10 protein-coding genes and 1 pseudogene are annotated in these 15,735 nt (G+C 46.1%); all 11 read left to right on the forward strand.

Annotated elements, in window-relative coordinates; all coding sequences use genetic code 11:
* Positions 1–82 precede the first annotated feature (82 nt).
* Positions 83–634, forward strand: a complete 552-nt coding sequence (locus ACVA6Q_RS04005; protein WP_446646613.1) for a hypothetical protein — start codon at positions 83–85, stop codon at positions 632–634.
* Between the two features lie 545 nt (positions 635–1,179).
* Complete coding sequence (locus tag ACVA6Q_RS04010; protein WP_446646614.1) at positions 1,180–2,127, forward strand: TerC/Alx family metal homeostasis membrane protein; 948 nt, start codon at positions 1,180–1,182, stop codon at positions 2,125–2,127.
* A 289-nt stretch (positions 2,128–2,416) separates the two neighbouring features.
* Positions 2,417–2,608, forward strand: a complete 192-nt coding sequence (locus ACVA6Q_RS04015; RefSeq protein WP_353499447.1) for a hypothetical protein — start codon at positions 2,417–2,419, stop codon at positions 2,606–2,608.
* A 510-nt stretch (positions 2,609–3,118) separates the two neighbouring features.
* The gene (gene pepT / locus ACVA6Q_RS04020) at positions 3,119–4,342 is read left to right on the forward strand and encodes a peptidase T (protein WP_353499445.1); all 1,224 of its coding nucleotides are present in this window, start codon (positions 3,119–3,121) and stop codon (positions 4,340–4,342) included.
* A 30-nt stretch (positions 4,343–4,372) separates the two neighbouring features.
* Positions 4,373–5,224 (forward strand): mechanosensitive ion channel family protein, encoded by an 852-nt coding sequence (locus ACVA6Q_RS04025; RefSeq protein ID WP_446646615.1) that lies wholly within the window; start codon positions 4,373–4,375, stop codon positions 5,222–5,224.
* 128 nt (positions 5,225–5,352) lie between these two features.
* Entirely contained in the window at positions 5,353–6,486 is a 1,134-nt protein-coding gene (locus ACVA6Q_RS04030) for an efflux RND transporter periplasmic adaptor subunit (RefSeq protein WP_446646616.1), read from the forward strand.
* 3 nt (positions 6,487–6,489) lie between these two features.
* Positions 6,490–9,645, forward strand: coding sequence for an efflux RND transporter permease subunit (locus ACVA6Q_RS04035; RefSeq protein WP_353499442.1), 3,156 nt, complete (start codon positions 6,490–6,492; stop codon positions 9,643–9,645).
* Between the two features lie 323 nt (positions 9,646–9,968).
* Positions 9,969–10,673 carry a response regulator gene (locus tag ACVA6Q_RS04040; protein WP_353499441.1) on the forward strand — a complete coding sequence of 235 codons (705 nt, stop codon included), beginning with the start codon at positions 9,969–9,971 and terminating at the stop codon, positions 10,671–10,673.
* Between the two features lie 11 nt (positions 10,674–10,684).
* On the forward strand, positions 10,685–11,977 hold the full coding sequence (locus ACVA6Q_RS04045; protein ID WP_446646617.1) for an ATP-binding protein: 1,293 nt from the start codon (positions 10,685–10,687) through the stop codon (positions 11,975–11,977).
* 107 nt (positions 11,978–12,084) lie between these two features.
* Complete coding sequence (locus ACVA6Q_RS04050; protein WP_446646618.1) at positions 12,085–13,233, forward strand: exonuclease SbcCD subunit D; 1,149 nt, start codon at positions 12,085–12,087, stop codon at positions 13,231–13,233.
* A 4-nt stretch (positions 13,234–13,237) separates the two neighbouring features.
* Positions 13,238–14,789 (forward strand): annotated as a pseudogene (locus ACVA6Q_RS04055) (AAA family ATPase); the annotation flags it as partial.
* Positions 14,790–15,735 lie beyond the last annotated feature (946 nt).

A 15,735-nucleotide genomic window follows, 5' to 3' on the forward strand; every position in this document is an offset into this window, starting at 1 on the left:
GTGGGCGTAATTCAGGGGGAGGAGGGGAGCAGCGGTATATCTTGCTAGTCTTGGGTATCAGAGTTAACCCCGTGAGATTGAAATGAAGCCATTGTTCGCCTTACTGCTGCTTGCCTTTAGCCATAACATCCTCGCTATTGAGCTTTGGCCAAGCCAATATGTTGCGGGTCTACAGCCTATCAAGACGCTTGCTGATGTTGAAAGTCTTACAGAGCTTTATGACTGTGGAGAAGTAGAGCGGGAGACGTTTTGTGCTTTTGAGCAAAGCTATCGTGGCATTGAGCTTGATGTGGTTATTGCGGTCGATTCAGAAGGTGAAGTCACCGAGGTTAACTACTCTTTTCCTTATAGCGTTTATCACTTTACCTATGTTCAAACCGCTTTGCGCAAAGACAGCTATCACTTGGTTGAGGTCAAAATTGGTGATGAAACACTCACTGTCGAAGAATTGATCAATCAGGGCACGGCTCAAACTGCGGATAAGAAACTGGTTGAATTTTTGAACTTACATCCCACTTTTGTGTCCAAACAGTTTACCTGGATCAGGAAAAATGAGATTCAGAATACGTTAGCAACAAAGACGCTATTAATGACCAGTGACGCTGAGCGCATTCATTTGATTTGGAATCGTTAGCCGAGCAAGTGTGTTCAACACAACAAGCTCATCGATGTTATTCACAGAGTGTCACACAACGGTCTTACGGTTGTCATTTCACTGTTACATAAGAAACGTAACGTGAGATGCGTAAAGTTTAGAAGGAGTTAACCATGAAAAAGATGAGACGTGCACAACTGCATCGTTGTCGTATCCAGTACTGGAAAGAAACGAACCAGAAAGCGACGAGCAAAGATAAAGCATAATCAATACTTTACATACCAAGACGTGAAGCCAGCATCCTTAATTATGCTGGTTTTTTCGTTTTTGGGGTTTTTCTTATAGACAGCATTCTCATCTCGCCCTACAATCGCCTCGTTTTGGGGAGTAGTCACCCGTTTATTTGTCGTCATCTCGTTAAGTTAGTGCTGTTATAGCAATCAACTTATCCGGCAAATATAAGTGTTTTCATAACGCTTTGACGAGACCAACGCAATCAAAGGCTCAGTGCATTCGTGTGCTGGTGTGTTATTGGTTTGCGGAAGGTCGTCTAAAACAGTCCCGTCCTTCCGCCCGGAGGACTTATGAGCCCATCTATCTATCTTGGCTTCCTGCTGCTGACTCTTGTGTTAGTCGCATTGGATATCTATCAGACTCGCGGCGGTCAAATTACCATTCGCAAAGCGGCGATTTGGAGCGGTTTTTGGTTTGTCTTGGCATTCGTGTTTGCTGCAACCATCTATCTATTTTGGCATGTGTACGCGCCAGACAGCGATTACAGCGCAGAAAAAGCAACGGTATCGTTTCTAACTGGCTATTTGCTTGAAAAATCGCTCAGCGTCGACAACCTATTTGTATTCGCTATCATCTTTCACCAGTACTCTGTACCTCAGCACTTGCGTCCGCGTGCGCTACTGTGGGGTGTGATTGGTGCGTTGGTATTGCGTGCCATCATGATCAGTGTCGGTGCTCAGTTGCTTGCTCAGTTCCACTGGGTCATGTATCTGTTTGCCGCTTTCTTGATTTGGACGGGTATTCAACTAGCGCGTGACCATGGTGACGATGAGATCAATCCACTTCCAGAGCGATTGATTAGAAAACTGTTGCCGGTGACGGACTCGTATCATGGCAATAGCTTGTCGATTGTTGAAAATGGCAAGCGAGTGTTTACCCCTATGCTGGTGGTAATAGGTGTGATTGCCTTTATGGATATTTTGTTCGCGCTCGACTCTATCCCGGCGATCTTTGCTGTGACCCGTGAACCATTCTTGGTGTTGGCAGCAAACGTGTTTGCTCTGCTGGGGCTGCGTTCGCTCTATTTTGTTCTTGAAGGGATGATGAATCGATTTGTGTATCTCAAACCTGCTCTGTCGTTCATTATGATATTCATCGGTATCAAGATGGCATTGGTAGGATCGCCTTGGGAAATTCCAACTTGGTTCTCCTTGTGTGTGATTTTATTCACCATGACAGCGGCATCAATTGCATCACTGTACAAAGAAAAACAACAGCTCAAACTTGTTAATAAATAGAGCTAACGGTAAATGGGTAAAACCTCCCAATTTTTGGGAGGTTTTTGTTTATCATTTTTCTAACAAATTATACTTATAGAGTGCCGTATGGAATGTTTATTCACCAAATTGTTTGTTTTGGGTATAAAAATTCACCACAAATAAATAGGCGCATATAGAGGTTGTTAAAGATTTGTTTTATTAGAAAATCTAATCTGAAATACCAAATTTTGTCATTTTTTAAACAGCGTTTTTTTGCCTAATATTGTCACCAACAACAACGAGTTACCAAATTTCAAGAGAGGCAATCATGGCACAAGCAGTGAACATCGAAACCATCGCTATCGCACCCTCTATGGATAAGAAGACCTACGCGGTAAACTTCAAAGGATTGATTGCACACTTACTAGATATTCTGTTCGGCAAAGGTGAAGTTGAAACAACTTACTACGCGAATGAGCTATCTGGCCACATGCAGCGTGATATCGGCATTAACCGATAAAACAAGCATGATAAAAAGCACCTTTGACAGGTGCTTTTTTTGTATCTGGCGTAAGCAAAATTAAGCGCTGAAGCCACCACGTTGCTGTCGTTGTTTAACCAATGCGACTCGATCACGCTCGAGCGGACTTGCTAGCGTTGTTTGGGTTGCCAGGCCACTCTTAGTAGCTGTTGTCACTTTTTTATCAGCGACTCGAGCTGAAACAAAAATAGGTGTGGAAACAAAATGTGGACGCTTCATGGTGTCTAATCTCATCTTCTCTACGTTAACTTAACATCATTATTTCAGGCTGGACTATCAATCACATCCCCCTTAATTTGAATCGGTGGGGCGTAGTGTATTGGGCGTATACCCTTGTTTCAGGGCTAGCTACGGATTAGTGTTTGGGCTTATATCGACCTTACAAAATGCTCGTCAAATCAGATAAAACTGATTCATCGCAACATTCCACTGGCTTCGATCCGTATTATGGGATGACTTGGGTTCACAACCACTATAAAGGTGAAAATTATGACAGGTCTTATCGACAGGTTTCTCAAATATGTCACGTTCGACACGCAATCTAACCCGTCGCAGGCAACATGCCCGAGCACACCAGGCCAAACTGAGTTTGCTCGATTTCTGCAACAAGAACTGATCGAATTGGGTTTATCCGATGTCACGCTGGATGCTAATGGTTATATCATGGCGACCTTGCCATCGAATGTAGAGGCTGATATCCCAGCGATTGGTTTTATCGCCCATATGGATACGGCGCCAGACGCTTCTGGCAAAGATGTTAAACCTCAGTTGGTAGAAAACTATCAAGGCGGTGATATTGCGCTTGGAAAGGGTGATGTGGTGCTTTCACCAATTCAGTATCGCGATCTGCACGCTTTGCATGGTCACGATATCATTACGACCGATGGCACGACATTGCTTGGAGCAGACAATAAAGCGGGAATAGCCGAGATCATCTCTGCGGTTGAGTTTCTGATGGCAAACCCAGAGATCCCCCATGGTGACATTAAAATAGGTTTCACTCCTGATGAAGAAATCGGTCGCGGTGCTGATTTGTTTGATGTCGATAAGTTTGCTGCTAAATGGGCGTACACAGTAGATGGCGGTCCGGTAGGTGAGCTTGAATATGAAAACTTCAATGCAGCGGCGGCGCTCGTTGAGTTTAAAGGTGTGTCTGTCCACCCAGGTACAGCAAAAGGTAAAATGGTCAATGCTATGACCGCAGCAGCACGATTCCACGCGGATATGCCGCTTGAGGAAACACCAGAGTGCACGTCTGGTTATGAAGGTTTCTATCACCTTCATAATGCACAAATGTCTTTGACGGACTCATCACTGCACTACATTTTGCGTGATTTTGACAAAGACGAATTGGCACGCAAAAAAGCCTACCTAGAAGATAAAGTGGCCACGTTTAATGCTCAGGGCAATAAGGTGAGTTTAACCATCACAGATAACTATTCGAACATGCGCGAAATGGTAGAGCCACATCCACACATTATCGAGATTGCCAAGCAGGCTATGGAACGCTGCGAGGTGAAGCCAAACATTAAGCCAATTCGTGGTGGTACCGACGGCGCTCGTTTGTCATTCATGGGCTTACCTTGTCCAAACCTGTTTACAGGTGGTTATAATTTCCACGGTATTCATGAATTTATTACTGTTCAAGGCATGGAGTTGGCGGTAAAAGTGATCGTGCAAATTGCGAAAGACACCGCGATTCGTTATCGTTAATACTCATTCTTAATGCAGTAGTAGGCGACCATGGAAGATGTTCAAAAAATCATCGCGTTTTTAATTGAAAACAAACTGTTATTGAGCGTCCTGGTCATCACACTGATTTTGATAATACGCCGCATCACACTCTCGGGAATTCGAGGGGATGTGGCGTTTTTGTCTGAAGATCAGCGTAAATGGATGTCGCGAACTAAAAACGGCTCGTTCGCGATCATTGTTATCACTCTGTTTCTGGTTTGGAAATCAGAAATCAGTGAGTTCGCACTGTCAGTAACCGCTATCGCCGTTGCTATCGTTGTAGCCTCCAAAGAGATCATCCTCTGTTTTACTGGTTCAATCCAGCGAGCGAGTTCGCGTTCTTTTCGTATCGGTGACTGGATTGAGGTAGGAAAGACCAGTGGTGAAGTAATTGAGCACAATCTAATGGCCACTGTGATACAAGAAATTGACCTGTACCACGGTCAATATCATTTCACAGGAAAAACTATCACACTGCCTAACAGCATGTTTTTTACCTACGCTGTTAAGAACCTCAACTTCATGAAACGCTACGTTTACCACAGCTTTTCTATAGTGGTTCCTGGCTTCAAAAACCTATTTCCATTACTCCCTGAGTTGACTATCCGAATAGAGAAGCACAGTGAAGACTTTATCGATGTTGCTAGGCGCTATAACGGAGTCATCGAAAAACATGCCGGTGTAGATTTGCCTGGCTCTGAGCCGCATATCCACATAGCAAGTGGCGTGACAGGTGAGCAAATAGTGCACGTGATGATTTTTTGCCCGACTGAACTTGCGACTCATTTGGAGCAAGAAATTCGCGCTGACTTTATGATGCTTCACGATTTGTCGTTTCCAGAAGAAATTTCAAAAGATTGATAAAAATCAGTCCGTTATATTTTGAAACACTTTTAGCATAACTATTAATACTTCTCGGACATTCAGCTGACTTGTGATTTGTTAGTCTGCCAAAGCTTGTTCCAATCAGAAGAGAATAGGGTGTTTCAATGCCTAGAAAAATAATCGTTGCCAGCGTTATCTCTGCACTATTTTTAGCAGGATGCGGCGAAGCAACAAAATCCAACCAAAATGCACCAGCGCCTCTTGTGCAAACTACTGCTGTAGAGGTCGTCCCACATCAACAAAGTAAGTCTTATATTGGACGCATGGATGCGGTTGAAGATACAGCCATTACTGCACAAGTAACGGGCTATTTGATGGAACGCCATTTCCAAGAAGGGCAGATCGTCGAAAAAGGTCAAAAGCTCTACTCTATCGAGCCATCATCATTTGAAGCTCAAGTCGCGAGTGCCAAAGCCAAAGTGTCAGAAGCGGAGGCAGCACTGAAAAAAGCCGATCTTGATTTTGAGCGTGGCAAAAACCTTGTTAAATCGAACAACATTTCTCAAGCAGAATTTGATGCGTTGACTGCGACACTGATGAGTGCCCGCGCTCAACTGGAAGCGGGCAAAGCTCAGCTTAAAGTGGCTGACGTTAACCTGTCTTACACCACCATTCTTGCGCCGTTTACCGGTCGAATTTCTGACAGTAAGGTCAGCCAAGGCGATCTTCTTTCTCCATCTTCTGGTGTATTAACGACACTGGTTAGCATGGATCCTATTTACGCGTCATTCAGTATCAGTGAGCGTGAGCGTTTAGCTCTAGGCATGGATACTATTGAAGGCAACGGATCGGATGAGTCAAATGGCGTGGCGGTGAACATCATTCTTGAAGATGGCCGAGTGTTCGAACAGCAAGGCAAAATCGACTTCTTAGGTAACCGAATTAACCTCAACACGGGTACACTGGCGATGCGTGCTGTCGTTGATAACCCACAACAGCGCTTACTTCCGGGTCAGCACGTGCGTGTTGAGCTTATGGAAAAAGAAGCAATCGACGTAGTGACGGTACCGCGTCGCGCTGTTCAAACCGATCTCGAAGGCGACTTTGTTATGGTCGTGACTGAAGGTAATGTGGCGGAGCGACGTAATGTTGCACTAGGTACACAAGTAGAAACTGGCGTCATCATCCAATCAGGATTGAAACCGACTGATGTTGTCATCACTCAAGGCTTGCAGCGTGTAAGGAATGGCGTGCCTGTTCGAATCGATGAGTCGAAGCCAGCAGATCAAGGTGCGTAATAGATGCTAAGTCGTTTCTTCATTCAAAGACCAAAGTTTGCTTTGGTCATTTCAATAATACTCACGCTGGCAGGTGCCATCTCTTTGATGGTGTTGCCGGTTGCTGAGTATCCTAAAATCAGCCCGCCATCGGTCAGTGTCACGGCATTCTATACAGGTGCGAGTGCAGAGGTCGTAGAGGAGGCGATAGCCGACCCGATAGAAACCTCGGTGAACGGTGTTGAAGACATGATTTATATGTCTTCAAAGAGTGCAAATGACGGTTCATACAACCTCAATGTGACATTTGACATCGGTACCGACCCCGACATGGCTCAGGTCAACGTACAGAACCGCGTGTCACAAATTGAGTCGAAACTTCCGCAAGAAGTTCGTATGGTCGGTGTAACGGTGAAAAAACGTTCGCCAGATCTATTGATGGTGCTGAACTTCTACTCACCTGATGGTCGCTATGATGACAAGTTCCTGATTAACTACATCAACTTGAACGTTAAGGATCAACTTGCTCGTGTTAAAGGCATCAGTGAAGTTAACGTAATTGGTGGCGGTGAGTACGCGATGCGTGTTTGGTTAGACCCAGACAAGCTAGCCAACCTTAAGATGACCACTTCCGACGTTTACGCTGCTCTTGCGGAGCAAAACGTACAGGTTGCTGCCGGTCGTGTAGGCGCTGCGCCATATGCAAACCCACAAGAGGTACAGTTCAACCTAGTCACCAAAGGTCGTCTAGAGTCAATTGGTGAGTTTGAGAACGTCGTTCTTCGTGCGAATCCAGATGGTTCTACGGTATACCTTAAAGACGTCGCTCGCGTAGAGCTTGGCAAGAAGTTCTACGATGGCAGTGGTCAGTTCCGAGGTGAAGATGCTTCAATCGTTGCGCTTAACCTACAATCGGACGCCAACGCGCTCGAAAGTGGCAAGGCGGTGATGGATCTGCTTGAGCGCTTGAGTGTGAACTTCCCTGAAGGTATGGCATACGAAACCAGTTACGATACCACTGTGTTCGTTGCGGAGTCGATCAAAGGGGTAGTTAAGACTCTAATCGAGGCCATAATACTCGTTATCGCGGTAACGTATCTGTTCCTTGGCAGTGCGCGTGCAACGCTTATTCCGGTTGTCGCGATTCCGGTATCGCTTATCGGTACCTTTGCTGTCATGAACATGACGGGCTTTACCGTGAACACGGTAACCCTGTTTGGTATTATCCTCGCGATTGGTATCGTGGTGGATGACGCGATTCTCGTTATCGAGAACGTTGACACCATCATGAAACGCAATCCGGATATGTCACCGAGAAAAGCGACCTTAATTGCGATGAAAGAGGTGACGGGACCAATCATCACCTCGACGTTAGTACTGCTTGCGGTATTTATCCCGGTAACGCTGCTACCAGGTATCACCGGCATTATGTATCGTCAGTTCGCTCTGACCATCTGTATTTCAGTTGTTATTTCTTCGATCAACGCACTGACGCTGTCTCCAGCACTGTGTTCGTTGGTTCTGAAGAAAGGTGGTGGCAATACAGCGCGCTGGTTCCAAACATTCAATCGCGCATTAGAGCGTATTACACTGCGCTACGGTCAAGTTGCTGGATTCCTGGTGAAAAAGGCACTGCTACTAGTTACCTTCTTTGTGATTGCGGTTGGTGCGGTAAGCTTCCTTGCGAAAAATACCTCTACGGCGTTTGTACCGCAGGAAGATAAAGGTATTTTGCTGGTTAACGTTCAGCTTCCAGATTCAGCGTCTCTTTCTCGTACTACCGAAACAACGGACAAGTTGGTTAACTTGGTTGAGCAAGAGCCTGGCATCGATGGCATTACCGTTGCTAACGGCTACGCGTTTATGACAGGTGCGGCGGCCTCAAATGGCGCTTCGCTGTTTATCAAGCTAAAAGATTGGGAGACCCGTAATGGCTTTGAAGGGGAGCACTCTTCGAACGCCATTGCGGCTCGTATCAATGGTATGGCGGCTCAACAAATCCCTGGCGCCGTTGTATTCGCCATGGGGCCTCCGGCGGTTCCTGGTATGGGTGCGGCTTCTGGTTTCGAATTTGTATTGGAAGATACACTTGGTCGAAGCCGAACAGACCTAGCATTGGTGATGCAGGATGTGATTCAAACTGCGAATCAACAGCCAGAGATCGCTTATACGTTTAGTACTTTCCGTGCCAATGTACCGCACTACTACGTAGACATTGACCGTGAGAAAGCTCAGCAACTGGGAATTCCACTGTCGTCGATTTTTCAAACGCTACAGGGTAACTTAGGCTCGTTGTACGTGAACGACTTCACCATGTTTGGTAAGAACTTCCGCGTAACAATGCAAGCAGACGCTGAATATCGTAGTGGTATGGACGATCTTCAACTGTTCCATGTTCGTTCGTCTAAAGGTGAGATGATTCCTCTGAGCACGCTAGTGTCTTACGAGCAAGTCTTTGAGCCAGATGTCGCATGGCGTTATAACATGTACCGTAGTGCGGTAATCCAAGGTCAACCAGCGCCTGGTTACTCTAGTGGTGATGCGATCGCAGCAATGGAGCGCGTAGCGGCGGAAGTTCTGCCAATGGGTTATCAGTACGAATGGACAGGTATGGCTTACCAAGAGATCTTGGCGGGGAACCAAGCGATTTATGCGTTTGCGCTGGCTCTGATCTTCATCTACCTATTCATGGTTGCTCAGTATGAAAGTTGGGGTATCCCACTTGCTATCATACTCGTGGTTCCGGTGGCGACACTTGGCTCATTTGTCGCGTTGAACCTAGCGGGCATTCCGCTGAACTTATACGCTCAGATAGGTCTCGTCCTACTCATAGCAATGGCGGCAAAGAACGCGATTCTTATCGTGGAATTTGCCAAGATTGAACGCGAGGAAAAAGATGTTCCGATTGATGATGCCGCCGTGCGCGGTGGTATGTTGCGCTTCCGAGCAGTAAACATGACATCTTGGTCGTTTATCTTAGGTATGATACCACTCATCTTTGCATCGGGAGCTGGCCACATTAGCCAAAACTCGCTGGGTATTTCGCTCGTTGGTGGTCTGTTGTGTGTACTTCTTGCGGGTACATTCTTGATTCCAGGCTTCTATGCTCTGATTCAGCATCGCCGCGAAAAAATCCGTGGTGGTAATACCAAGTTAGTACCGCTGGAAGATGACGAGTAACGGCTTTCGAGCCATTAATTGATGATCAAGCCCCTCCAAGCGAGGGGCTTTTTGTATGTCTTAAATTGTCACGACATCCTGACAAATCTCTACATTCCGTGTTTGAACTATTAATAACAATTATTGAAGTTGATGTACGGTTTATAGGTGTGGTTGGCGTATAGTAACTATCTGTTTGGTAAGACTAAGTTGGTGATTGTTAGCAGCTTGTAACAAAAGTCTCATTAGGAATACACCTACAAAAACATAATAATTTGCGTTTGTAGTATTCTGTAAAATTATGTATCTTTGCGGCCGATTCGATAGATGTAGTGGATTGGACGATGGTAAACCAAAAACTGTTGATCGTAGAAGACGATGCAAAACTAAATGTAATGCTAGGTGACTATTTTAAGACCCAAGGCTTTGATGTAAAGACAGTTTACGATGGAGGAGAGTCTGTCGATTTAATTGAATCCTTCCAGCCTGATATCACCATTTTAGACCTTATGCTTCCGGGTCAAGATGGCCTATCTATTTGTCGCGATGTTCGTGACAGCTACAACGGCAAAATTCTGATGCTGACGGCAAGTGATGACGACTTTGATCATGTTGCCGCATTGGAAACAGGCGCTGATGATTTTGTCTCTAAGCCCATCAAACCTCGCGTATTACTTGCTCGTGTCAGAAACCTTCTAAGACGCCCTACCGAAGACGCGATTGCTATGGAAGCGAACAATATTCAAGTTGGCCGCTTAAAAGTGTGTCAAAACAGCCGCAGTTGTCGACTCGGTGAGTGTGATGTTTCTCTAACGGACAGTGAGTTTGATTTACTCTGGCTACTTGCTAAATCTGCAGGTGAAGTGTTATCTCGTGACTACCTCACCAGACAGCTTCGTGGCATCGACTACGATGGCATTGATCGTACTATCGACAACCGCATTGTTACCCTTCGCAAAAAACTATTTGATGACGCAACGAATCCCAAAGGGATTATTACGGTGCGTGGCAAGGGCTACCTGTTTGTCACTGATGGCTGGAAAGCATAGGACTGACTGGTTTGTGGAGACTATTTCTTGAATGCTTAATTGGTGTAACACTGCTCTTTACCGCAAGTATTTACGGCTACGAGTATGTGATTTACGGCAAAACTGATCCCGATTTGGTTGATGCTAATCTTAGAGTAGAAGCATTTCGTGACATCATGAATCATGTTGCGACTAATGAAAGTGACGAACAGGCGATTGAGTTGCTTGAAGCATTTGCTGAGAAGACGCACCGTTTGCTAGATTCTCATACACCTTCTGATTTACCGGAAGAGGTTGCTAGCCACTTTGAAGAACAGCCAGAAGTCCATTTTCTACTCGATGAAAACGATCACTTGTGGCTTAAGTTCGACAACAACGTCAATTACTTTCATCTCACTGACGACCCCGATTCTGAGCTCATTAAAGCGCTTGAGTTTGCCAATCAAGTGGTTTGGCTGTTCTTTTTTGCTGGCTTCGTCGCCTTTAGCTTTTTGTTGATTTGGTTCCTGAGTCGTCGCTTGCGCGTGCTGGAAAAAACGGCCAATGAGTTTGCGAGTGGTAACTTTGAAGCAAGAGCTTCTGACGGACAGTGGGTTCGCCTTGGCAAACTCAATAAATCTTTTAATCACATGGCAACGAAAATCGCCAATCTTATGGTGAGCAATAAGGCACTAACGAATGCCGTTGCTCATGAGTTACGTACACCGATTTTCCGTATTCAATGGCAAAGTGAAGTGTTGATGGAGCAGCTTAGCGATCCGGAAGCCAAGCAGCAGCTAGCCAGCATCATTGAAGATACGGAAGAGATGGAACACCTCGTGGATGAGTTACTCTACTACGCACGAGTAGAGCGCCCAGATGCCGCTATTGAGCTCGAGCAAATTGATATTGCATCCTGGCTAAAAGAGCATCACGTGAAATGGCAAACGCATATCGGGCATACGTTCGACTTACAAGTGGCCAGTGAAAGCGTGAATGCAAACATGGATCGCTTCTTACTATGCCGAGCCTTAGTTAACTTAATCAGCAATGCAAAACGCTACACTGAGCAGCGTATTGTGGTGAAGTTGGTGGAAGATGACGACCATATTGCTATTGAAGTGCACGATGATGGCATTGGCGTTGACCCAGAGCATTGGGATCGTTTGTTTGATCCATTTTACCGCGTCGATAAGTCTCGAGACCGAGCGTCTGGTGGCTATGGTTTAGGGCTCGCTATTGTTAAGCACATCATGTTGCGTCATGGCGGTAACGTCGACGTTAGCCATAGCGAACTTGGTGGCGCTTGTTTTACCTTGGTGTTGCCTCACTTCTCTCAGTCTTAAGTTCCCTTTTGTTAGTTTGTTGCCGCTTCGTCTGCTTGAATGCAGACGAGCGTCGGTGTCCAGTGATATACTTCGCGCTATGGATTAGACATAACAAACTGAACTGAATGAAATTTATCCACACTTCTGATTGGCACCTCGGCCGGCAATTTCACAATGTGTCTCTGCTAGAAGACCAGCAGCACGTTCTTGAGCAAATCACACATTACCTTTCTGAGAATGACATCGATGCCTTGTTGATAGCAGGTGATGTTTATGACCGCTCTGTGCCGCCAACTGCTGCAATCGAAGTACTCGATGAGTTTCTTAATCACGTTATTCAGCAGCTTGGTATTCCTGTGATTATGATTTCAGGAAACCATGATGGCGCGAAACGCTTAGGCTTCGGCTCAAGGCAATTTGGTCAAGCTGGGCTGCACATTATCAGTTCGTTAGAACAGATTACCACGCCAATTGAGATTCAAGACAAAAAGGGCGAATCGGTGTTGTTTTATGGTCTTCCATACACCGATCCAGAGCAAGTACGACATCACTATAAAGTCTCGGTGAGCAACCATGATGAAGCGCACCAACATCTTGCAGAGCAGTTGAACACGGTGTTAGACCCAACAAAGCGCAATGTCCTTCTTAGCCACTGCTTTATCGATGGTGCGCAAACCTGTGAGTCTGAACGTACTCTCTCTATCGGCGGAGCAGACCGCGTCAGTTATGAGCATTTTCAGCAGTTTGATTACGTTGCGTTGGGACATCTTCATCAAGCGCAAAAGCGCGGTGCGGAACATATTCGCTACTCTGGTTCTATCATGAAATACTCCTTCTCTGAGCAGCACCACAATAAAGCAATGACGCTCGTCGAGTTTTTTTCCGAAACATCTGAACCCGTCATCACAAGTGTTCCGCTTACAAGTCCACATGATATGCGAATCATCGAAGGTGACTTGGCGGATCTATTGGAGCAAGGTAAAAACGATCCAAAAGCTGACGATTACTTGCTCGTTCGCCTTACCGACAAACACGCGATACTCGATCCTATGGCAAAGCTTCGTGAGGTATACCCAAATGTATTGCACCTAGAGAAGCCGGGTATGTTAATTGGTGTCGAAACCGAAATGGGGCAGGCTCGATTGGGCCGTTCGGAACTTGATATGTTTCAGGACTTCTTTTTAGAAGTGCAGGGTGACGAAATGACTGAGAACCAGACCGAGATGATCTCGGATGTGCTAAACACCCTTCAGACAGCGAAACAGGAGCAGTAATTCGATGAAACCGTTAACGCTGACTCTACAAGCTTTTGGTCCCTTTTCTGGTGTTGAACATATCGACTTTCGCACTTTGGGCGACTCGCCGCTATTTTTGATCAACGGCCCGACTGGCTCAGGCAAGAGCTCTATTTTAGATGCTATCTGTTATGCGCTCTATGGTGAAACGACAGGCAGTGAGCGTACTGGCGATCAGATGCGTTGTGACTACGCTGATGCCAAGCTTTTAACCACCATTACGTTTGAGTTTGAATTGGCCGGGGTTCGTTACCAAATCACACGAAGCCCAGATCAAGAGGTACCAAAGCAGCGTGGTGAAGGGATGACAAAAAGATCCCATACAGCGCAGCTTATTAACCTTGATAACGACGAGCTTATTGCCAATAAACCTAAACCAGTGGCGACAGCTATCCAGGAACTCATGGGGCTAGACGTAAAACAGTTTCGTCAGGTTATGGTTATTCCACAAGGTAAGTTTCGCGAGCTATTAACGGCAAGTTCGAAAGAGCGTGAAGCGATTTTCGGTCAACTATTCCAAACTCAAATCTACACCACGATTGAGCGAGTGCTGTTTGAGCGGGCTGCGGGCATTAGAAAGGCTAAAGAAGAATTCGATAACCAAATCAAAGGCGCGCTGGATGTCGCCTCGGTGGAGTCGGAGTCGCAGCTTTCGCAAGCGCTCACTGAGTTAGCACCGCAGCTAGAACGGGTAGAGAGCGAACTTAATCAAGCAGAAAGCGTGAGAACCAAAGCGCAGCAAGAGCTAGATAATGCGCTTGAACTAAGCAAAAAGTTTTCGGCCAAAGCAGAGCTTGAACAGGCGCAGCTAAAACATCAACAAGGTAGTGAATCCATTGAATTGGTTAAGGCCCAGCTTAATGCTCATAAGGCGGCAGCTGCTATCCAATCGGAGTATGATAGCCAACTGCGCTTGACCAAAGAGTCCGCTACATTGGCAGAGCGCTTGAAAACTGGGCAAGGCAAAATTGCCGCTGCGAAGCAAAACCAGTTACAGGCTCAGGCTGCGTATGATGAAGCGAAGAAAGCGAGTGATAATGCTGAGCCGTTAAAGCAAGAGCGTTTTGAGTTAAACGCCTTAGTTGAGCGCCTAAAACAACTCGACAGTAAGAAAGTCGAGCTACAACAGGCAAATCAAAACCTCAGTAGCATTAGTGCAACTCAAACCACACTTGCCGATCAAATCAAAGCGATGACGCAACAAGAAGAGTCGTTGCATGTAGCTGTCGTCGATGCTGAAAAACAGAAGTCACAGCTTAGCGAATTCACTTTGTCCTTGGATCTAGAGAACAAGAAGCAGCAGGCGCTGCAGGCAATCGCGCAGATAGATGCGCAGTTAGAGAGCAAACACAAACAGCGAACGGAGTTAACGGGTACCATTACCTCAAAAGAATCCGTTGTGAGCAAGACTTGTCAAACGCGTACTGAAGCAGAAATAGCTTGGCACAGTGGGCAAGCGGCTTTGCTCGCTGCTTCTCTAGAGCAAGATGCACCATGTCCGGTATGCGGTAGCGTAGAGCATCCGAATGTTGCCACGTTCTCGGGTGAAGTGGTGACGCTTGAGCAGGTTAATCGGTTAAGAGAAATAGAAACCGCTGCGAAAGATGAACTCACTCGCCATCAACAGTTATTCGCTGAGTTGGACAGTCAAATCGCTACGCTAATCACACGCAAACAGGAGTGGATGGATTCTCTGGGTGTTGATCATCAGCAGAATCTTGGTCAGTTTGCTCAAGATGTGCAGCGGACGATTGCCGATTTATCTGCGCGCATTGCCACTTTGCAAGCGCTGAACATCGAGTTATTGCAGACACAATATCAGCAAGCAGTAGCGAAGCGTGTAGAGCTATCTCAACAGCTCGAACAAACGACGACTCTAGTCAATGAGGCTACTAACCAAATTCAGCAGTTGAGTGGTGTAGTTGGCGCTTTAGAGTCGAGCAATAATACTGGTTATGCGACCGCACAAGCGGTACTTGGCCGTCAGCAAGCTATTGAGACAGAGCTTTCTCAAAAAGCATCAGCGTTAGAGCAGGCGCAACAAGTATTGAAACAGGCAAGTGAAACGCTCGCTAAGTTTGAATCTCATCTCGATACGTTGCAAAAACAGTTCGAAGAGTTAGAGCTTGCTCGTGAGAGCGCTTCGGCAACGTGGAACGTGGCGCTTGATGGGAGTGTCTTTGAGTCAAAACAGGCGTTCTTAACTGCCAAACTCAGCTCAGAGAGTGCCGAGCAAATGGCAAAACAAATTGAGCACTATCAGCATGAAGGCATTCGACTATCAGAGCAACTGAATTTACTGAAAGCGCAGCTCAGTGAACAGTCAATGCCAGCGATAGACCAAGTCACCGAGAATAAACAGCAAGCTGATGTGGTTTATCAAGCTGCGCTCAAGCAGTATCAAACCTGTCAGTCTCAGCAGAACAGTTTGGAGCAGGTGCGCAAACGAATCGAAACCCTGCGAGCGCAAAATGAAGAACT

The organism is Vibrio sp. DNB22_10_4 (genome assembly GCF_052879755.1).

Excerpts from the sequence above, each read along its gene's own strand:
- ACVA6Q_RS04005 (WP_446646613.1), top strand. The coding sequence starts at position 83 with ATGAAGCCATTGTTCGCCTTACTGCTGCTTGCCTTTAGCCATAACATC.
- ACVA6Q_RS04010 (WP_446646614.1), top strand. The coding sequence starts at position 1,180 with ATGAGCCCATCTATCTATCTTGGCTTCCTGCTGCTGACTCTTGTGTTA.
- ACVA6Q_RS04015 (WP_353499447.1), top strand. The coding sequence starts at position 2,417 with ATGGCACAAGCAGTGAACATCGAAACCATCGCTATCGCACCCTCTATG.
- pepT (WP_353499445.1), top strand. The coding sequence starts at position 3,119 with ATGACAGGTCTTATCGACAGGTTTCTCAAATATGTCACGTTCGACACG.
- ACVA6Q_RS04025 (WP_446646615.1), top strand. The coding sequence starts at position 4,373 with ATGGAAGATGTTCAAAAAATCATCGCGTTTTTAATTGAAAACAAACTG.
- ACVA6Q_RS04030 (WP_446646616.1), top strand. The coding sequence starts at position 5,353 with ATGCCTAGAAAAATAATCGTTGCCAGCGTTATCTCTGCACTATTTTTA.
- ACVA6Q_RS04035 (WP_353499442.1), top strand. The coding sequence starts at position 6,490 with ATGCTAAGTCGTTTCTTCATTCAAAGACCAAAGTTTGCTTTGGTCATT.
- ACVA6Q_RS04040 (WP_353499441.1), top strand. The coding sequence starts at position 9,969 with ATGGTAAACCAAAAACTGTTGATCGTAGAAGACGATGCAAAACTAAAT.
- ACVA6Q_RS04050 (WP_446646618.1), top strand. The coding sequence starts at position 12,085 with ATGAAATTTATCCACACTTCTGATTGGCACCTCGGCCGGCAATTTCAC.